Annotated in this window: 18 protein-coding genes; 14 read left to right on the top strand and 4 right to left on the bottom strand. The window is 68.0% G+C overall.

Translation table 11 applies throughout. The features are described from left to right. Positions 1–38 precede the first annotated feature (38 nt). Together senC and senB are read right to left on the bottom strand one after the other, a co-directional pair. On the bottom strand, positions 39–1,112 hold the full coding sequence (gene senC / locus QFZ47_RS28225) for a selenophosphate synthetase SenC (RefSeq protein ID WP_307658767.1): 1,074 nt from the start codon (positions 1,110–1,112) through the stop codon (positions 39–41). Continuing rightward, complete coding sequence (gene senB / locus QFZ47_RS28220; RefSeq protein WP_307658766.1) at positions 1,109–2,101, bottom strand: selenoneine biosynthesis selenosugar synthase SenB; 993 nt, start codon at positions 2,099–2,101, stop codon at positions 1,109–1,111. Before senB ends, senC begins: the two co-directional genes overlap by 4 nt. Between senB and senA the strand changes: the two genes are divergently transcribed. The 7 genes from senA (at position 2,089) to QFZ47_RS28185 (ending at position 8,791) form a co-directional block, all read left to right on the top strand. After that, the gene (gene senA, locus QFZ47_RS28215) at positions 2,089–3,348 is read left to right on the top strand and encodes a selenoneine synthase SenA (protein ID WP_307658765.1); all 1,260 of its coding nucleotides are present in this window, start codon (positions 2,089–2,091) and stop codon (positions 3,346–3,348) included. The genes senB and senA overlap by 13 nt on opposite strands. Before the next feature lie 53 nt (positions 3,349–3,401). Next, positions 3,402–4,259 carry a putative selenate ABC transporter substrate-binding protein gene (locus QFZ47_RS28210; RefSeq protein ID WP_307658764.1) on the top strand — a complete coding sequence of 286 codons (858 nt, stop codon included), beginning with the start codon at positions 3,402–3,404 and terminating at the stop codon, positions 4,257–4,259. A 25-nt stretch (positions 4,260–4,284) separates the two neighbouring features. Continuing rightward, a complete protein-coding gene (locus QFZ47_RS28205) occupies positions 4,285–5,103 on the top strand; it encodes a phosphonate ABC transporter ATP-binding protein (protein WP_307658763.1) in 819 nt (272 codons plus the stop codon). Between the two features lie 2 nt (positions 5,104–5,105). Next, positions 5,106–5,942 carry a PhnE/PtxC family ABC transporter permease gene (locus tag QFZ47_RS28200; RefSeq protein WP_307658762.1) on the top strand — a complete coding sequence of 279 codons (837 nt, stop codon included), beginning with the start codon at positions 5,106–5,108 and terminating at the stop codon, positions 5,940–5,942. A gap of 18 nt (positions 5,943–5,960) precedes the next feature. Continuing rightward, on the top strand, positions 5,961–6,800 hold the full coding sequence (gene phnE, locus QFZ47_RS28195) for a phosphonate ABC transporter, permease protein PhnE (RefSeq protein ID WP_307658761.1): 840 nt from the start codon (positions 5,961–5,963) through the stop codon (positions 6,798–6,800). 51 nt (positions 6,801–6,851) lie between these two features. Next, positions 6,852–7,853 carry a tRNA dihydrouridine(20/20a) synthase DusA gene (gene dusA / locus QFZ47_RS28190; RefSeq protein ID WP_307658760.1) on the top strand — a complete coding sequence of 334 codons (1,002 nt, stop codon included), beginning with the start codon at positions 6,852–6,854 and terminating at the stop codon, positions 7,851–7,853. A 152-nt stretch (positions 7,854–8,005) separates the two neighbouring features. After that, the gene (locus QFZ47_RS28185) at positions 8,006–8,791 is read left to right on the top strand and encodes an IclR family transcriptional regulator (protein WP_307658759.1); all 786 of its coding nucleotides are present in this window, start codon (positions 8,006–8,008) and stop codon (positions 8,789–8,791) included. Between the two features lie 124 nt (positions 8,792–8,915). Here the strand turns inward: QFZ47_RS28185 and QFZ47_RS28180 are convergent, their stop codons facing one another. After that, on the bottom strand, positions 8,916–9,563 hold the full coding sequence (locus QFZ47_RS28180) for a GntR family transcriptional regulator (RefSeq protein WP_307658758.1): 648 nt from the start codon (positions 9,561–9,563) through the stop codon (positions 8,916–8,918). Positions 9,564–9,692: 129 nt separating this feature from the next. On the opposite strand from QFZ47_RS28180, the gene scpA reads away from it, so the two are divergent. The 7 genes from scpA (at position 9,693) to QFZ47_RS28145 (ending at position 18,706) form a co-directional block, all read left to right on the top strand. Further along, a complete protein-coding gene (gene scpA / locus QFZ47_RS28175) occupies positions 9,693–11,855 on the top strand; it encodes a methylmalonyl-CoA mutase (protein ID WP_307658757.1) in 2,163 nt (720 codons plus the stop codon). An 8-nt stretch (positions 11,856–11,863) separates the two neighbouring features. Beyond that, positions 11,864–12,337: a GNAT family N-acetyltransferase gene (locus tag QFZ47_RS28170; protein WP_307658756.1), complete on the top strand. Its 474-nt coding sequence runs from the start codon at positions 11,864–11,866 to the stop codon at positions 12,335–12,337. 47 nt (positions 12,338–12,384) lie between these two features. Then, a complete protein-coding gene (gene meaB, locus QFZ47_RS28165; protein WP_370880651.1) occupies positions 12,385–13,383 on the top strand; it encodes a methylmalonyl Co-A mutase-associated GTPase MeaB in 999 nt (332 codons plus the stop codon). 40 nt (positions 13,384–13,423) lie between these two features. Next, positions 13,424–14,968 carry an acyl-CoA carboxylase subunit beta gene (locus QFZ47_RS28160; RefSeq protein ID WP_307658754.1) on the top strand — a complete coding sequence of 515 codons (1,545 nt, stop codon included), beginning with the start codon at positions 13,424–13,426 and terminating at the stop codon, positions 14,966–14,968. A gap of 18 nt (positions 14,969–14,986) precedes the next feature. Next, the gene (locus tag QFZ47_RS28155; protein ID WP_307658753.1) at positions 14,987–17,035 is read left to right on the top strand and encodes an acetyl-CoA carboxylase biotin carboxylase subunit; all 2,049 of its coding nucleotides are present in this window, start codon (positions 14,987–14,989) and stop codon (positions 17,033–17,035) included. 139 nt (positions 17,036–17,174) lie between these two features. After that, the gene (gene bioB / locus QFZ47_RS28150) at positions 17,175–18,221 is read left to right on the top strand and encodes a biotin synthase BioB (RefSeq protein ID WP_307658752.1); all 1,047 of its coding nucleotides are present in this window, start codon (positions 17,175–17,177) and stop codon (positions 18,219–18,221) included. Beyond that, positions 18,218–18,706, top strand: a complete 489-nt coding sequence (locus QFZ47_RS28145) for a VOC family protein (RefSeq protein WP_307658751.1) — start codon at positions 18,218–18,220, stop codon at positions 18,704–18,706. The genes bioB and QFZ47_RS28145 overlap by 4 nt, the downstream gene beginning before the upstream one ends. Here QFZ47_RS28145 and QFZ47_RS28140 read toward each other — a convergent pair. Beyond that, entirely contained in the window at positions 18,696–19,193 is a 498-nt protein-coding gene (locus QFZ47_RS28140; RefSeq protein WP_307658750.1) for an Lrp/AsnC family transcriptional regulator, read from the bottom strand. The genes QFZ47_RS28145 and QFZ47_RS28140 overlap by 11 nt on opposite strands. Positions 19,194–19,250: the final 57 nt, after the last annotated feature.

Genomic DNA, 19,250 nt, shown 5'->3' with positions numbered 1-19,250 from the left:
AGCCGCGGCCTCGACAGCGCGGCCCACGCGCCAGCGCGTCAGCGGATCACCAGGCGCGCCCCGGTGCCTTGCGGGCTGGCGCTGCCAATCACTGCGGCGTCGTCGAAGCCATGCCGACGGAAGATGGCCAATACCTCGCCGAGTGTCTCGGGCGCGCACGAAACGAGCAGTCCGCCACTGGTCTGCGGGTCGGTGAGCAGCGCGCGCTCCTCCTCGGCGAAGTTCTGCGGCAGCGCCACGTCGGACCCGTAGCCGGCCCAGTTTCGGCCGGAAGCGCCGGTGACGTGCCCCGACTGCACCAGATCGCGCACCCCCTCCAGCACGGGCACCTGCCGCCAGCCGATTTCCAGCGACAGGCCCGCGCCGCGCGCCAGTTCCAGCGCATGGCCGGCCAGGCCGAAGCCCGTCACGTCGGTCAGCGCATGCACGCCATCGAGCGCCGCGAGCTCGGGGCCCGGCGTGTTCAGCTGCGTCGTGGTGGCAATCATGCGTTCGTAGCCGGCCGCGTCGAGTGCTTCCTTCTTGAGCGCCGCGGACAGGATGCCCACGCCCAGGGGCTTGCCCAGCACCAGCACGTCGCCGGCCTTCGCGCCGGCATTGCGCTTGACGCGTTTCGGATGGACCAGCCCGAGCGCGACCAGCCCGTAGATGGCTTCGACCGAATCGATGGTGTGGCCGCCCGCGATCGGAATGCCTGCGGCCCGGCACACCGATTCGCCGCCCTCGAGGATGCGCGCGATGGTCGCCGTGCCGAGCACATTGATCGGCATGCCGACCAGGGCGAGCGCCAGGATCGGCTTGCCGCCCATCGCATACACGTCGGAGATCGCGTTGGTTGCCGCGATGCGGCCGAAGTCGAACGGATCGTCGACGATCGGCATGAAGAAGTCGGTCGTGGCGATCAGCGCCTGCTCGTCGTTGAGCTGGTAGACGGCCGCGTCGTCGGCCGTTTCGATGCCGACCAGCAGCTCGGGCGGCATCGGCATGCGCGCGGTGCCCTTGAGGATTTCCGACAGCACGCCGGGCGCGATCTTGCATCCGCACCCGCCGCCATGCGACAGCGAGGTGAGGCGGGGCTCGGCGGCGGAGGCTTGCGGGAGGGCAGCGTTCATGGTGGTGGCTGGAGTTCGTTCAGGAGTTGGAACAGTGCGGCCTGTTCGGCCCTCGGGTCGAACAGCGGCGCGCGCAACGCGCATTGTGTGCGCAGGCTATCGAGCAGGCCGGCTGCGCGGTCTTTAGAACGCTGGCCAGCGCGGCAGGCCTCGAGCAGCGCCACCAGTGCGGCGGCATCCCCATGCGGAAAGTAGCCCGCGTAGTCGCCGCCGAGCATGCCGACATTGCCGGGCACGCGCGACGCCAGCACCGGCGTGCCGCTGCGCACCGCCTCCATGATCACGTGGGCCCCGCCTTCCAGCGCGCTGGTGTGCACCAGGACGTGGGCGCGCTGGATGCGCTGGCGGGTCTGCGCATGGGGCAGGGCGCCGAGCCAGCGGTAGCCCGGGCAGTCGCTTGCGAGCGAGCGCGCGAGCTCGCCCAGGCCGCCGTCGCCCGCGTCCCCGATGTGGTCGATGCGGATGTCCTCGCGCCCGCACAGCAGGCGCGCCGCCTCGAACAGCGTCTGCGGCGACTTGACCTGCCGCAGGTGGCCGACCATCACCGCGCGCAGGTGGTGTGCGGACTTGGGCAGTTCGGCGCGCGCGGAGGTCGACTGGTACACCACGCGCGCCTTGGCCCGGTATTGCGGCGGCAGGGCCTGGGCGCCCAGCGCCTGCAGCACGACCAGGCGCTGCGCCAGCTGCAGCGAACGCTGCGCCTGCGGATCGCTGCCGATGTCCTGGTACAGGTCGGTGCCGGTCAGCACCACGGCCAGGCCGCGGCCGGGGTGGGCCTTCGCCCAGTGCCCGATGGAATCGGCCGAGCGCCGCGCGTGCAATGCCAGCATCACGGTGTCGGCCGGCGCGGCTGCATCGGGCCATTGCTGCACCACGCGTGCGCTGCAGGTGGGCGACAGCATGGCCTTCCAGCGCTGGGCGGTGCGCCAGTTGCCGTTGTTGGCGCCGGGCAGTGCCGGGCTTACGATGACAACCGATGGATTCGACATTGCCTGTTTATAGCGTGGCCGCGGCGCCCGAGGCGCTGGCGCTTCGCGCGGGGCCGCCGGCATCGGTGCGCGCGGCGTTGCTGGCCGCGCGGCAGCGCACGCTCGATCTTGCGGACGACTTCCGGGCCGCGCTGGGAGACGCCTATCCCGGCATCGACTACGCGCCCGAGCTCAACCCGCCGCTCTGGGAGCTGGGCCATGTGGCCTGGTTCCAGGAATGGTGGATCGGCCGCAACCGGCAGCGCGCGCGGGGCGTGGCCTGCGCGCCGGACCCTGCGCGCGAGCCCTCGCTGCTGCCGCAGGCCGACGCCTGGTACGACTCCAGCCGCGTGGCGCACCGCACCCGCTGGGCGCTCCCGCTACCCGATGCCGAGGCCACGCGCGGCTACCTCGAACGCACGCTCGCGCAAACGCTGGCACTGCTGGACGGGCTCCCGCCCGATGCGGATGACGATGCGCTGTACTTCTTCCGCCTGGTCGCCCTGCACGAGGCCATGCATGCGGAAGCGGCGGCCTACATGGCCGAGGGCCTGGGCATCGCGCTGCGCGAGGGCGGGCCTGCGCCGCAGCCGGCCGCGGATGCCGAACTGGAACTGCCGGCGCAGCGTTTCCGCATGGGTTCCGAGGCCGGCACCGGCTTTGCGTTCGACAACGAGCTGCTGCCGCACGACGTGGCCATCGAGCCGCTGCGCATCGACGCGCAACCCGTGAGCTGGGCGCGCTTCCTGCCGTTCGTGCAAGGCGGCGGCTACGACAACCCGGCGTGGTGGTCCGACGCGGGCCGCGACTGGCTCGCGCGCCAGCCGCTGCGCCAGCCCGCCCATCTGCGTGCGGCGGGCACGGGCTGGCAGCAGCGGCATGGCGACCGCTGGCTGCCGCTGAACCCGCTCGATGCAGCGGTTCACCTGAACGCACACGAAGCCGAAGCCTGGTGCCGCTGGGCCGGGCGGCGGCTGCCGACCGAAGCCGAATGGGAGTGCGCGGCGCTCACGCTGCCGGGCTTCGCCTGGGGCCGGGTATTGGGGGTATGGGAATGGACCTCGAGCCCGTTCGAGCCCTACCCGGGCTTCACACCCCATCCCTACCGCGACTACTCGGCGCCGTGGTTCGGCACCCGGCGGGTGCTGCGCGGCGCCTGCCATGCCACCTCGGCGGCGCTCGCGCATGCGCGCTACCGCAACTTCTTCGAGCCGCACCGCCGCGACGTCTTCGCCGGCTTCCGCAGCAGCCGGGCCGCCGGCGGTTGAACCGGGCTCTTGCGGTCTAATCCCCGCTTTGTTCTTCGCTTTTCGGGAGTTTCATGAAATTTGCTGTCTTGCCGCGCTTCGTGCTGGCGCTGGCCCTGCTGGCTGGTGCCGTGGCCGCGCAGGCCCAACAAACGTTCCGCATCACCGCGATCCCCGACGAGTCGCCGACCGAGCTGGCGCGCAAGTCGGCGCCGCTGGCCGCCTACCTGGAGCGCAAGCTGGGCGTGAAGGTTGAATTCACGCCGGTCACCGACTACGCGGCCGCCGTCGAGGCGCTGGCCAACAAGCAGGTGGACCTGGCCTGGCTCGGCGGCTTCACCTTCGTGCAGGCGAGCCATCGTTCCGGCGGCAAGGTGGTGCCGCTGGTGCAGCGCGAGGAAGACGAGAAATTCCGCTCGGTCTTCATCACCACGAATCCGGACATCCGCTCGCTCGCCGATCTCAAGGGCCGCAACCTGAGCTTCGGCTCGCAGTCGAGCACCTCGGGCCACCTGATGCCGCGCAGCTTCCTGCTGGCGGCCGGCATCGACCCCGACCGCGACCTCAAGCGCGTGGCCTATTCTGGCGCGCACGATGCCACGGTGGCCGCGGTCGCATCGGGCAAGGTGGACGCCGGGGCGCTCAACATCTCGGTGTGGGACAAGCTCGTGGCCGACAAGAAGGTCGATCCGGTGAAGGTGCGGGTGTTCTACACCACGCCCGCCTACTACGACTACAACTGGACCGTGCATGCCGACATGCCGGCCGCCAGGCGCGAGCAGCTGGTGCGCGCGTTCGTCGAGCTGAGCCCGGCCACCGCCGAGGGCAAGGACATCCTCGCGCTGCAGCGCGCCACGCGCTTCGTGCCAACGCGCGCCGAGAACTACAAGGGCATCGAAGCCGCGGCGCGCAACGCCGGCCTGCTGAACTGAGCGGCGCGATGCAGGAGCGAAGCCGGTGAACATCGAACTGCGGTCGGCGTCCGGCCGGCACCCGGCGGCCCCCGCCGCGGCGCCGGCCGCGCTGCGGGCACTGAACCTGCACGTGGCGGCGGGCGAGCAGGCCGCGGTGATCGGTCCTTCGGGCGCCGGCAAGACGACGCTGCTGCACCTGATGGCCTGCGCGCTCGCGCCCGCGGCCGGCAGCATCGAACTCGACGGCCGCGATCCGTGGCGGCTGCCCCGGCGCGAACTGCAGCGCCTGCGCGGCCGGCTGTTCCTGGCGCCCCAGGTGCCGCCGCTGCCGCCGCGCCAGCGCGTGGTGACCGCGGTGCTGGCCGGCCGGCTGCCGCGCATCGGGCTGTGGCAGGCGCTGCGCAGCCTGTTCTATCCGACCGGCATCGCGCAGGCCGACGCCGCGCTGGCGCACTTCGACATGGCGGACAAGCTCTTCGCGCGCGTGGACCGCCTGTCCGGCGGCGAGCGGCAGCGCGTGGGTCTGGCGCGCGGCCTGCTGTCCGAGGCGCAGCTGCTGCTCGTCGACGAGCCCTTGTCGGCGCTGGACCCGGCCCGCGCCGGGCAGGCGCTGGACAGCCTCACGCAGTGGGCGCGCGACGGCGGGGCGACGCTGGTGGCCACCCTGCATGACGTGCCGCTTGCGCTGCAGCACTTTCCGCGCATCATCGGCTTGCGCGACGGATCGCTGGCCTTCGACCTGCCCACCGCGCAGGTGACGCCCGCCTTGCTGCGCGAGCTGTATGCACAGGAGCCGGCGCAGGCCGGCGTCCTTGACCGGGGCCCTGTCGAAGCGGGTCCTGTCGTCATGCACTGCCGCTGACCATGGCCGCCGTCCCGTCACGCACACCGGCGCAGCGCGACCCCGCCTGGGCGCACCGCGTGTTCTGGCTGCTGGCCGCGGCCGTGGTGCTGTGGCCCATGCTCGTGCTGGCCGAATTCAAGCCCTGGCTGCTGCTCGCGCCCGGCAGCCTGGAACCGGCGCTGCGGTTTCTGGCCGGCTTCGTGCCGCCGCGCATGGACGCGGAGTTCCTGGCGCTGGTGGCACGGGAAACCTGGCGCACGGTGGCCATCGCCACCGCCGGGCTGACGCTGGCCATGGTGCTGGCGGTTCCGCTCACGCTGCTGTCGGTGCGCTCGCTCTCGATCTCCGGGCTGGCCGGCCGCATGGCGGCGCTGCCGGCAGTGCTGCGCTTTTCGGTGCGCGGTCTGCTCATCGTGCTGCGCAGTGTGCCGGAACTCATCTGGGCGCTGGTGTTCGTGCGCGTGGTCGGGCTGGGCGTCACGGCCGGCGTGCTGGCGATCGCGCTGACCTATGCCGGCATGCTGGGCAAGGTCTACGGCGAGATCCTGGAGAGCGGCGATGCCCATCCCACCGAGACACTGCTGCGCAACGGCGCGGGCCGCATCCAGGCCTTCTTCTACGGGCTGCTGCCGCAGAACGCGGGCGAACTCACCAGCTACACCGTCTACCGCTGGGAATGCGCCATCCGCTCGTCGGCCGTGCTCGGCTTCGTGGGCGCGGGCGGGCTCGGCCAGCAGATGGATGCGTCGATGAAGATGTTCAACGGCGCCGAGGTCAGCACCATGCTGCTCGTATTCGTGCTGCTGGTCGCCGCCACCGACCGGCTGAGCGCGTGGCTGCGGCGCGCATTGGCTTGAGAGCCTGAGAGCCTCGACATGCCCAAGACCGAACCGAAGTCATCCGCCGCCAACGAGGTCTACCGGCTGCCGCCGCCGCTGTTCGATGCGCGCTGCCGCGCCTGCTGGATGGTCGCTGCGCTGGCGGCGCTGGTGGTCGCGAGCTTCTGGTCGCTCGACCTGCAGTGGGCGCGCTTCTTCTCGACCGAGTCGCTGGCCCGCATGGGCCGCTTCGCCGGCGAACTCGCGAAGCCGGCCCTCGGCGCGGCCTTCCTGCAGAAGCTGCTGCCGGCCGCGCTCGAGACGCTGGCGATGTCGGTGGTCGGCACCTTGCTGGCCGTGGTGGCCGGCCTGCTGCTCGCGCTGCCCGCGAGCAAGCTGCACGCCGCCGATCCGGCGCGCTGGCGCGGTCCGACGCGGCTGCTGCTCAACGCCCTGCGCAGCGTCCCGGAACTGATGTGGGCCGCGCTGCTGCTGATCGCGGCCGGCCTCGGGCCTTTCGCGGGCACGCTGGCGCTGGCGGTGCACACCTCCGGCGTGCTGGGGCGCTTGTTCGCCGAAAGCATCGAGAACGCGGCGCAGGGCCCGGCGTTCGCCCTGCGCGTGCGCGGCGTGCCGGAAGGGCGGGTGTTCCTCTATGCGACGCTGCCGCAGGTGCTGCCGCAACTGATGAGCTATGCGCTCTACCGTTGGGAGAACAACATCCGGGCGGCGGCCGTGCTGGGCGTGGTCGGTGCCGGCGGGCTGGGCCAGATGCTGGCCTTCCACCTGGGCCTGTTCCAGATGGGCGAGACCGGCACGGTGCTGCTGGCCATGATCGTGCTGGTCGCCCTGGTGGATGCCGGGAGTTATGTCGCCCGGCGCTTCATGGGGCGGTGAGCCGCGCCCGGGCGGCCGCTGCATGAGAAACTACAGCTGAAGGCCATCTGTATGAACGAAAGCGCCAAGCTGTTGAATTTGAAAGAAAAAGTCATTTCGGTTGCACCGATGATGGATTGGACGGACCGCCATTGCCGTTACTTCCATCGCCTGATGTCGCGCCATGCGCTGCTCTACACCGAGATGGTGACCACCGGTGCGCTGGTGCATGGCGACGTCCCCCGGCACCTGCGCTTCAACGTGGAAGAACACCCCGTGGCCTTGCAGCTGGGCGGCAGCGAGCCGGCCGACCTGGCGCATTGCGCCAGGCTCGGCGAAGAGTGGGGCTACGACGAGATCAACCTCAACTGCGGCTGTCCCAGCGAGCGCGTGCAGCGCGGCGCTTTCGGCGCCTGCCTGATGGCCGAGCCGGCGCTGGTGGCCGATTGCGTGAAGGCCATGGTCGACGCCACCCGCCTGCCGGTCACGGTCAAGCACCGCATCGGCATCGACAAGATCGAGAGCTACGAGTTCGTGCGCGACTTTGTCGGTGCGGTGAGCGAGGCGGGCTGCAAGACCTTCATCGTGCATGCGCGCAATGCCTGGCTGAAGGGCCTGAGCCCGAAGCAGAACCGCGAGATTCCGCCGCTGCGCTACGAACTCGTGCACCGTTTGAAGCACGAGTTCCCGGAGCTGAATTTCTCGATCAATGGCGGCATTTCGGCCAACGCGCAGGTGCATGAGCATCTGCGGCTGCTCGACGGCGTGATGGTCGGCCGCGAGGCCTACCACAATCCCTGGTGGCTGGCCGAGTGGGACGCGCAGTTCTACGGCGCCGCGCCGCAGCCGCTCACGCGCGAAGACGTCGAATCGCTGATGTGCGACTACATGGTCCGCGAGGCGGCCGAACACGGCACGCCATGGTCGTCGATCGCGCGGCACATGCTGGGCTTGCGCAACGGCCTGCCCGGCGCACGGCGCTGGCGCCAGGTCTGGAGCGATCACCGGCGGAAGGCGTGCTCGCCGCACGAGGTGATGGCGCTGGCGCATGAGCCCGTGGCGCAGGCGGCGTAGCCGGGCGAGCCGTGTGCCGGGCTGCGGGCGGCAAGGTTTCGCCGCCCAGCAACGCCAAGTGTTCCAAAATGATAATGATTGGGAAGGGGACGAAACTTTCCAACTTTTCTGTTAAAGAATCAAGAAATACCAATAAGCAAGGGTTTCGATTCATGAACGACTCGGCGGGGAGCAAGGAAGAAGTCGGCGCACTCGGCAGGGGCCTGGCCTTGCTCAAGGTCATCGGGATGGCCGCGGCGCCGATGAGCAATCGCGAGCTGGCCGACACCACGGGCCTGCCCAAGGCCACGGTGTCGCGCCTCACGGCCACGCTGGTGGGCGCGGGGTACCTGCGGCAGTCGCAGGACAGCGAGCGCTTCAGCCTCGGTCCGGCGCTGCTCGACATGAGCAGCAGCTATCTCCGTCATTTCGATCTGCGCACGGTGGCACGACCCTATTTGTCGGAGCTGTCCGAGTTTGCGGGCGCCAGCGTGCACGTCGCGGTGCGCGACGAGCTCGACATGGTCGTCATCGATTCGCTGCGCCCCCGCTCGGTGCTGATCAGCTCGCGCCTCGAGGTCGGCACGCGCATGACCATGGTCACCTCGGCCGCGGGCCGTGCTTCCCTTGCGGCGCTGCCTGCTGCCGAGCAGGCAACGGTGCTCCAGCAGATTCGGCAGGAAAGCGGCGAGAACTGGGCCTCCATCGAACCCCGCTTGCTGGCCGGGCTCGACGAATACGCCCGCCTGGGCTATTGCAGCTCGTTCGGCGAATGGCACCCGCACATCCATGCCCTCGGCTTCGCGCTGCATGGTCCGCACGGCGAGCGCTACGGCGTGAGCTGCGGCGGCCCCGCCTACTTGCTGCCCAAGGAAATGATGCTCGGCCGCGTAGCCTCCAAGCTCCTGGAAATCGCCCAGAGAATCTCCGGGGAAACCGGAACCGTCAGCACCGACTGAGCCCTCGCGGCGCCCCGGATCTGTTCGTGGAACACCGAGGATCCGGCTCCGCCGGTCCCCTGGTGTTGCCCCCGGCGAGGGGGTTGGCGAAGCGACACGAAGTGCGCGAAGACTGGGGGAGAGCCTAGCCAGCGGCTTCCAGGCCGTTCCTGAAGTGCTCGCGCATGCGAGCCATGGCCCCCGCGGCGTCGCGCGCCTCGATGGCCGCCATCACCGACCGGTGCTCGGCCAGCGATTCCGCGATGCGCCCCGCCTTCAGCAGCGAGTTGTGCCGGTTGAGCTTCATCACCTTGCGCAGGTCGGCCACCATCTGGTCGCGCCACTTGTTGTTGGCAATGGCCAGGAGGCGCATGTGGAAGCGTTCGTTGACCGCAAAGAAATGCTCGCGGTCTTCCTTGCCGGGGGCGCCCGCCGCTTCCAGTTCGGCGTGCAGCGCCTTCAGTTCCGCGCGCTCGGCTTCGCTGGCGCGCTCGGCCACCACGCCGGCCGCATCGCTCTCCAGCAGCGAGAGCAGGTGGTAGACGTCCGCCAGGTCCTGCTCGGACACCTCGGTCACGTAAGCGCCGCGCCGCACCTTCATTGTCACCAGGCCTTCGGCCGCCAACACCTTCAGGGCTTCGCGCAGCGGCGTGCGGCTGATGCCGTATTCCTCGGCCAGCTTGAGTTCGTCGATCCAGCCGCCCGGCTCGAGCTCGCGGCGGAAGATCCGCTGGCGCAGCAGTTCGGCCACCTCTTCATAGAGGGCGCGCGGGGTAAGAGTGACGGCGGACATGGGGCGGACTGTACCGCAAAAACGGGTTTGAATTAATAATTATGGATCGGTTAGACTCGCGGCCGGCTTGCAAATCCTTGCAGGCGAATTTGCGACTACCCTGCAAGACACTGCGAAACAGAGCCCCTCATGAGCAGCACACCCGAACCCACCTTCAAGCCCGCCAATCTCGCTGACTGGGCCAAGGCCGCTGCCAAGTCGGCGCCGGGCGGCGACCTGGGCGCACTCAACTGGCTCACGCCGGACGGCATCACCGTGAAGCCGCTCTACACCGCCGCCGACCTGCAGGGCCTGAAGTACGCCGACACGCTGCCCGGCTTCGAGCCCTACCTGCGCGGCCCGCAGGCCACCATGTACGCGGTGCGCCCCTGGACCATCCGCCAGTACGCGGGCTTTTCCACTGCGGAAGAGTCGAACGCCTTCTACCGCAAGGCGCTGGCCGCCGGCGGGCAGGGCGTGAGCGTGGCCTTCGACCTCGCCACCCACCGCGGCTACGACAGCGACCATCCGCGCGTGACGGGCGACGTCGGCAAGGCCGGCGTCGCCATCGATTCGGTCGAGGACATGAAGATCCTGTTCGACCAGATCCCGCTCGATAAAGTGAGCGTGTCCATGACGATGAACGGGGCCGTGCTGCCGGTGCTCGCGGGCTACGTGGTCGCGGCCGAAGAGCAGGGCGTGAGCCAGGACCAACTGAGCGGAACCATCCAGAACGACATCCTCAAGGAGTTCATGGTCCGCAACACGTACATCTTTCCGCCTGCGCCGAGCATGCGGATCATCGGCGACATCATCGAGTACACGGCGCAGCACATGCCCAAGTTCAACTCGATCTCGATCAGCGGCTATCACATGCAGGAAGCCGGCGCCAACCAGGCGCTGGAGCTGGCCTTCACGCTGGCCGACGGCAAGGAATACGTGAAGACCGCGCTGGCCAAGGGCCTGGACGTCGATGGCTTTGCCGGGCGCCTCTCCTTCTTCTGGGCCATCGGCATGAACTTCTACCTCGAAGTGGCCAAGATGCGTGCCGCGCGCCTGCTGTGGTGCCGCATCATGAAGGAGTTCAATCCCAAGAACCCCAAGAGCCTGATGCTGCGCACCCACTGCCAGACCTCCGGTTGGAGCCTCACCGAGCAGGACCCGTACAACAACATCGTGCGCACCACCATCGAGGCGATGGCCGCGGTGTTCGGCGGCACGCAGAGCCTGCACACCAACGCGCTCGACGAAGCCATTGCGCTGCCTACCGAGTTCAGTTCGCGCATCGCGCGCAACACGCAGCTCATCATCCAGGAAGAGACGCACATCACGAACGTGGTCGACCCCTGGGCCGGCAGCTACATGATGGAGAAGCTCACGCAGGACATGGCCGATGCGGCCTGGGCCATCATCGAGGAGGTCGAGGCGATGGGCGGCATGACCAAGGCGGTCGACAGCGGCTGGGCCAAGCTCAAGATCGAGGCCGCCGCCGCCGAGAAGCAGGCGCGCATCGACTCGGGCCGCGACGTGATCGTGGGCGTCAACAAGTACAAGCTCAAGAACGAAGACGCGATCGACAGCCTCTCCATCGACAACGTGATGGTGCGCGACCAGCAGGTGGCGCGGCTGCAGAAGATCCGCGCCTCGCGCGACACCGCCAGGGTGCAGGCCGCGCTCGACGCGCTCACCGAAGCCGCCGAAAACGGCACCGGCAACCTGCTCGCGCTCAGCATCGACGCGGTGCGCCAGCGCGCCACGGTGGGCGAAATTTCCGACGCGCTCGAAAAATCATTCGGCCGCCATCGGGCCGACACGCAAAAGGTGACCGGTGTGTACGCTGCTGCCTATGACTCGGCCGAAGGCTGGGAAGCCCTCAAGACCGAAATCAACGCCTTCGCCGAAGAACAGGGCCGACGCCCGCGCGTGATGATCTCCAAGCTGGGCCAGGACGGGCACGACCGCGGCGCCAAGGTGGTGGCCACGGCCTTCGCCGACCTGGGCTTCGACGTGGACATGGGGCCGCTGTTCCAGACGCCCGAAGAATGTGCGCGCCAGGCGATCGAGAACGACGTGCACGCAGTGGGCGTGAGCACCCTCGCAGCCGGCCACAAGACGCTGGTGCCCGCCATCATCGACGAGCTGAAGAAGCAGGGCGCGGACGACATCATCGTGTTCGTGGGTGGCGTGATTCCGCGGCAGGACTACGACTTTCTCTACGAGGCCGGCGTCAAGGGCATCTATGGTCCGGGCACGCCCATTCCGGCCAGCGCCAAGGACGTGCTGGAGCAGATCCGCGCGGCGGTCTCGGCCTGAGAAGCGGCGTGAGCGATCTCTTGTCGCGGCTGTCGCTGCAGCCGGTGGAATCCGGCGATTTCGAGGCCATGCTGGCCCTGCGCGTCGATGCGATGCGCCCCAGCCTGGAGCGCGTGGGGCGCTTCGATCCCGCGCGCTCGCGCGAACGGCTGCAGGCCGGTTTTGTCGTGCCCTTCATGCACCACATCGTGCTCGACGGCGAGCTGCGCATCGGCTTCGTCACGCTCAAGCCCGAGGACGCGGATGCGCTGCGCCTGGACCATCTCTACCTGCGCACCGGCTTCCAGGGCCTGGGCATCGGCGAGTGGGTGCTCGAATGGGCCAAGTCGCTGGCGCGCGAACGGCTACTGGACATCAAGCTCACCGCGCTCGTGCAGAGCGACGCCAACCGCTTCTATCTGCGGCACGGCTTCGTGCTCGAAGGCGAAGAGGGCGTCGACCTGCACTACCGCTGGCGCGTGTCTTCGGAGGCCGCGTGCTGAACAAGCCAGCTGCTGCGCTGGAGCGTGCGATCGCCGGATCGGACGGCATGGCGCAGCGCCGCGCCATTGCCAAGGCCATCACGCTGCTCGAATCGACCCGCGCCGACCATCGGGCCCAGGCCGACGAGTTGCTCACCGCGCTGCTGCCGCGCACCGGCAATTCGTTTCGCCTTGGCATCTCGGGTGTGCCCGGCGTCGGCAAGTCGACCTTCATCGAAACGCTGGGCCTGCTGCTGATCGGCAAGGGCCACCGCGTGGCGGTGCTCACGATCGACCCCTCGTCCACCGTCTCGGGCGGCTCCATCCTCGGCGACAAGACGCGCATGGAGCGGCTCTCGGTGCACGAGCGCGCCTACATCCGGCCCAGCCCCTCGAGCGGCACGCTCGGCGGCGTGGCCGAGAAGACGCGCGAGGCCATGCTGGTGTGCGAGGCCGCGGGCTACGACATCGTGATCGTCGAGACCGTGGGCGTGGGCCAGAGCGAAACTGCCGTGGCCGGCATGACCGACATGTTCGTGCTGATGCAGCTGCCCAATGCGGGCGACGACCTGCAGGCGATCAAGAAGGGCGTGATGGAACTGGCCGACCTGGTCGTCATCAACAAGGCCGACATCGACAAGGACGCCGCGACGCGCGCGCAGGCGCAGATCACCTCTGCCCTGCGCCTGTTCGGCCACCAGGGCAACCCGGACCACGCGCATGCGGTGCATGACGCGCACAGCGGCGTGGAGGTGCGCTTCTGGCTGCCCAGGGTGCTGCAGCTCAGCGCATTGGCGGGCACCGGCATCGACGCATTCTGGGAGGCAGTGATGCAGTTCAAGTCGCTGCAGACGGCCAACGGCAAACTCGCAAAGCGGCGAGAAAAGCAGGCCACCGCTTGGATGTGGGAGCGCATCGACGCTGGCCTCAAGCAGGCTTTCAGGCAGCACGCGCAGGTGCGCGAACTGCTGCCGCAGCTCACGCAGCAGGTGGCAGAGGGCTCGCTGCCCGCATCGACGGCGGCGCGCCAGCTGCTTGCGGCGGCCGCCATCACCGCCCGGCCATGACCACACACGAAATTCAGGACCACAGCTTCGGAAGCACACCATGCAAGAACTGATCGAACAACTCGAAAAGCGCCGCGCCCAGGCGCGCCTGGGCGGCGGGCAGAAGCGCATCGACGCGCAGCACGCCAAGGGCAAGCTCACGGCGCGCGAGCGCATCGAGCTCCTGCTCGACGACAACACCTTCGAAGAATGGGACATGTTCGTCGAGCACCGCTCGGTCGATTTCGGCATGGCCGAGCAGAAGATTCCCGGCGACGGCGTGGTCACCGGCTACGGGATGATCAACGGCCGCCTCGTGTTCGTGTTCAGCCAGGACTTCACGGTGTTCGGCGGCGCGCTCAGCGAGGCGCATGCCGAGAAGATCTGCAAGGTGATGGACCAGGCCATGAAGGTCGGCGCGCCGGTCATCGGCCTTAACGATTCGGGCGGCGCACGCATCCAGGAAGGCGTGGCCTCGCTCGGCGGCTATGCCGACGTGTTCCAGCGCAATGTGATGGCCTCGGGCGTGGTGCCGCAGATCAGCATGATCATGGGCCCGTGCGCGGGCGGCGCGGTGTATTCGCCGGCCATGACCGACTTCATCTTCATGGTGAAGGACTCCAGCTACATGTTCGTCACCGGCCCCGAGGTGGTGAGGACCGTGACGCACGAGAGCGTCACGGCCGAGGAACTCGGCGGCGCCGTCACCCACACCACGCGCAGCGGCGTGGCCGACATGGCGTTCGAGAACGACGTCGAGGCGCTCATGATGCTGCGCCGCCTGTACAACTACCTGCCGCTCAGCAACCGCGAAAAGCCGCCGGTGCGCCTGGGCAACAACGGGCAGGGCGATCCGGCCGACCGGCCCGACTATTCGCTCGACACGCTGGTGCCCGACAACCCGAACAAGCCCTACGACATCAAGGAGCTGATCCTCAAGGTGGTGGACGACGGTGACTTCTTCGAGCTGCAGCCCGACTACGCGAAGAACATCGTGATCGGCTTCGCGCGCATGGAAGGCCAGACCATCGGCATCGTGGCCAACCAGCCGCTGGTGCTGGCGGGCTGCCTCGACATCAAGAGCAGCATCAAGGCCGCGCGCTTCGTGCGCTTTTGCGATGCCTTCAACATTCCGGTGGTCACCTTCGTCGACGTGCCCGGCTTCATGCCCGGCACCGGCCAGGAGTACGGCGGCATCATCAAGCACGGTGCCAAGCTGCTCTACGCGTACGCGGAGTGCACGGTGCCCAAGATCACCGTCATCACGCGCAAGGCCTACGGCGGTGCCTACGACGTGATGGCGTCCAAGCACCTGCGCGGCGACGTCAACCTGGCCTGGCCGCGCGCCGAGATCGCAGTGATGGGCGCCAAGGGCGCGGTGGAGATCATCTTCCGCGAGGACAAGAACGACCCCGAGAAGCTGGCCGCGCGCGAAGCGGAATACAAGGCACGCTTCGCCAATCCGTACGTGGCCAGCGCCCGCGGCTACATCGACGACGTGATCCTGCCGCACGAAACACGCAAGCGCATCTGCCGCTCGCTCGTGATGCTGCGCGAGAAGAAGCTCGAGAACCCGTGGCGCAAGCACGGGAACATTCCGCTCTGAGGAACGCAGGACAACAATATGTTCAAGAAAATCCTGATCGCCAATCGCGGGGAAATCGCCTGCCGGGTCATCCAGACCGCCAAGAAGATGGGCATCCTCACCGTCGCCGTCTATTCCGACGTCGACAAGGAAGCCCGCCACGTCGAACTGGCCGACGAGGCTGTGCACATCGGCGCCGCGCCGAGCCGCGAGAGCTACCTGCAGGCCGACCGCATCATCGAAGCCTGCAAGAAGACCGGCGCCGAGGCCGTGCACCCGGGCTACGGCTTCCTGTCGGAGAACGAAGCCTTCGCGCGCAGGGTCGAGGAAGAGGGCATCGCCTTCATCGGGCCGAAGCACTATTCGATCGCGGCCATGGGCGACAAGATCGCCTCCAAGAAGCTCGCGAACGAGGCCAAGGTCAACACCATTCCCGGCTGGAACGACGCCATCGAGACCGCCGAGCGCGCCGTCGAAATCGCCATGGACATCGGCTACCCGGTGATGATCAAGGCTTCGGCCGGCGGCGGCGGCAAGGGCCTGCGCGTGGCCTACAACGACAAGGAGGCTTTCGAGGGCTTCACGTCGTGCCGCAACGAGGCACGCAACAGCTTCGGCGACGACCGTGTGTTCATCGAGAAGTTCGTCGAGGAGCCGCGCCACATCGAGATCCAGGTGCTGGGCGATTCGCACGGCAACGTCATCTATCTGAACGAGCGCGAATGCTCGATCCAGCGGCGTCACCAGAAGGTGATCGAGGAGGCGCCTTCACCTTTCATCAGCGAGGCCACGCGCAAGGCCATGGGCGAGCAGGCGGTGCAACTGGCCAAGGCCGTGAAGTACCAGAGCGCGGGCACGGTGGAGTTCGTGGTCGGCAAGGACCAGAGCTTCTACTTTCTCGAGATGAACACCCGGCTGCAGGTGGAGCACCCGGTGACCGAATGCATCACGGGGCTCGACCTGGTCGAACTGATGATCCGCGTGGCGGCCGGCGAGGAACTGCCGCTCACGCAGGCCCAGGTGCAGCGCAACGGCTGGGCCATCGAATGCCGCATCAATGCCGAAGATCCGTTCCGCAGCTTCCTGCCTTCGACCGGCCGCCTGGTGAAGTTCCAGCCGCCGGCCGAGACCATGTTCGCGAGCGATACCGAGCACCTGAACGGTGTGCGCGTGGACACCGGCGTGTACGACGGCGGTGAGATCCCGATGTACTACGACTCGATGATCGCCAAGCTCATCGTGCACGGCAAGGATCGGCAGCATGCGATTGCCCGCATGCGCGAGGCGCTCAATGGCTTCGTGATCCGCGGCATCAGCAGCAACATCCCGTTCCAGGCCGCACTGCTCGCGCATCCGAAGTTCGTGGCGGGCGATTTCAATACCGGCTTCATCGCCGAACACTACGGCAAGGGCTTCCATGCCGAAGACGTGCCGCACGCCGATCCTTCGTTCCTGATCGCGCTCGCGGCCTATGTGCACCGCCGCTATCGTGCGCGCGCCTCGGGCATCAGCGGACAGCTCGAAGGCCACGGCGTGAAGGTGGGCGAGCAGTTCGTGGTGGTGGAGCTCGGGCCGGAGGGCAAGCATGTGCACCATCCGGTGTCGGTCACCGACTTCCACGGCAAGACCGGCGCCAGCGCCGTGGCCGTGGGCGAAAAAAACTACAAGATCGACAGCGGCTTTGCGCTCGGCGCCATCCGCGTGCAAGGCATGGTCAACGACCGGCCCTTCACCGCACAGGTCGAGCGCGGAGCCGGCAGGAACCCGCTGGCGCTGCGCGTGTCGCACGACGGTACGCAGGTCGAGGCGATGGTGCTGTCGCCCCGGGGCGCGCGCCTGCTCGAACTGATGCCCTACAAGGCGCCGCCGGACCTGAGCAAGTTCCTGATGTCGCCGATGCCGGGCCTCTTGGTCGAGGTGTCGGTGCAGCCGGGCCAGCAGGTGCGTGCCGGCGAGAAGCTGGCCGTGATCGAGGCCATGAAGATGGAAAACGTGCTGTTCGCCACGCAGGACGGCGTGGTCGGCAAGATTTCGGCGGACAAGGGCGAATCGCTCGCCGTCGATCAAATCATTCTGGAGTTTGAATAAAGCTCACCCCCAGGCTTCGCGCACTTCGTGTCGCTTCTCCAACCCCCTTCCGGGGGCAACACCTGCGGCCCGGCGAAGCCGGTTCCGCGGTGTTTCCCGAACAGGCAACGCTTCGCGCAGTTATGAAAGTCCCACTGATATGACGACCTCCGCTCCTTTTATTGAAGTTCCCATCTCGGCGCCTGTCACACTGCACCGGCCGGCCAAGGCCGCGGCACCGCAAGGCCCGTGGACGGTCGAGGCGATTCAGGCGCTGCTCGACAAGCCGCTGATGGACCTGCTGTTCGAGGCGCAGACGGTGCACCGCCAGCACTTCCCCGAAGGCGACATCGAACTCGCGACGCTGCTCTCGGTCAAGACCGGTGGCTGCCCCGAGAACTGCGGCTATTGCCCGCAGTCGGCCGAGTTCGACACCGGCGTGAAGGCGCAGAAGCTGATGGAGGTCGACGAGGTGGTGCGCGCCGCACAGGCCGCCAAGGACGCCGGCGCCACGCGCTTTTGCATGGGTGCCGCATGGCGTGCGCCGAAGGACCGCGACGTCGAGAAGGTGGCGGTGCTGGTCGAGGCCGTGAAGGGGCTGGGCCTGCAGACCTGCGCCACGCTCGGCATGCTGGAGCCGCACCACGCGCACCAGCTCAAGGCCGCGGGCCTGGACTACTACAACCACAACCTCGACACCGCGCCCGAGTACTACACCGACGTGGTCGACACGCGCACCTACCAGGACCGGCTCGACACGTTGGCCCATGTGCGCAGCGCCGGCATCAGCGTGTGCTGCGGCGGCATCGTCGGCATGGGCGAGCAGCCGGTGCACCGCGCGGGGCTGATCGCGCAGCTGGCCAACCTGAATCCTTATCCGGAGTCGGTGCCGATCAACAGCCTGGTGCGCGTGCCGGGCACGCCGCTGGCCGATTCGGAGCCGGTCGATCCCTTCGACTTCGTGCGCATGATCGCGGTCGCGCGCATCACCATGCCGACCGCGCGCGTGCGCCTGTCGGCAGGCCGCCAGCAGATGGGCGACGCGGTGCAGGCCCTGTGCTTCATGGCCGGCGCGAATTCGATCTTCTACGGCGACAAGCTGCTCGTGACCGGCAATCCCGACGTCGAAGCCGACACGGTGCTGCTGCGCAAGCTCGGCCTCAATGCGCGGCAGGTGCAGGAGCAGCCGGAAGGTTGCTCCGCATGACTGCCACGGCACGCCCCTTCAAGGTGCTGGGCATCCAGCAGATCGCCATCGGCGGGCCCGACAAGCTGCGTCTGCAGAAGCTCTGGGTCGACATGCTGGGGCTCGAAGTCACGGGTACCTTCAAGAGCGAGCGCGAGAACGTCGACGAGGACATCTGTTCGATGGGCAGCGGGCCGTTCAAGGTCGAGGTCGACCTGATGCAGCCGCTCGACCCCGAGAAGAAACCCGCCGTTCACGCGACGCCGCTCAACCATGTGGGCCTGTGGATCGACGACCTGCCCAAGGCCGTCGAGTGGCTCACCGCGCAGGGCGTGCGCTTTGCACCCGGCGGCATCCGCAAGGGCGCGGCGGGCTTCGACATCTGCTTTCTGCATCCGAAGGCGAACGACCAGTTTCCGATCGCGGGCGAGGGCGTGCTGATCGAGATGGTGCAGGCGCCGCCCGAGGTGGTGGCGGCCTTCAGCGCGCTGGCCGCTACGCGTTGAGCACTTTCCTGATCGGCGGCCTGACGTCCGAACGCTGAGGCGGCAGCATCGGCTGGTGCTCGCGCGCCGGGTTCAGGATGATCGAGGTGGCCGTCTCTGTGAGGATGCAGAACTTGGTCACGACCGCATCGAGGTGGCTCACGTCGATGACGGCGATCTCCAATATCCAGCTGTCGTCGCCGGTCACGTTGTAGGCATTGACGCATTCGGGCGTCTGCTGCACCAGCTCCACCACGCGCGCATAGTCGGCGCGGCCCACGCGGATAATCGCGCGAATGCCATAGCCGAGCTTGCCGAGGTTCACGGTTGCGCGGTAGCCGCTGATCACGCCCGCGGCCTCCAGCTTCTTCACGCGTTCGGTCACGGCCGGCTGGCTCAGGTGCACGCGGCGGCCGAGTTCGGCCATGGTGAGCCGCGCATCGCCCTGCAGTTCGGCCAGGATGCGGGTGTCATGGGCATCCAGCGCGGGGTTCAAGGTGAAGTCCATGCAACTCCTTCAAATCGACGGTACGAAACGGAAAGAACCATGAGATATGCATGGTTG

Origin of the sequence: Variovorax paradoxus, assembly GCF_030815975.1 — a bacterium.
In the GTDB taxonomy this organism is placed as follows: Bacteria; Pseudomonadota; Gammaproteobacteria; order Burkholderiales; family Burkholderiaceae_C; genus Variovorax; species Variovorax paradoxus_N.
Note: the sequence above shows the minus strand (reverse complement) of the source record. Positions and strands in the feature narration are given on the sequence as shown.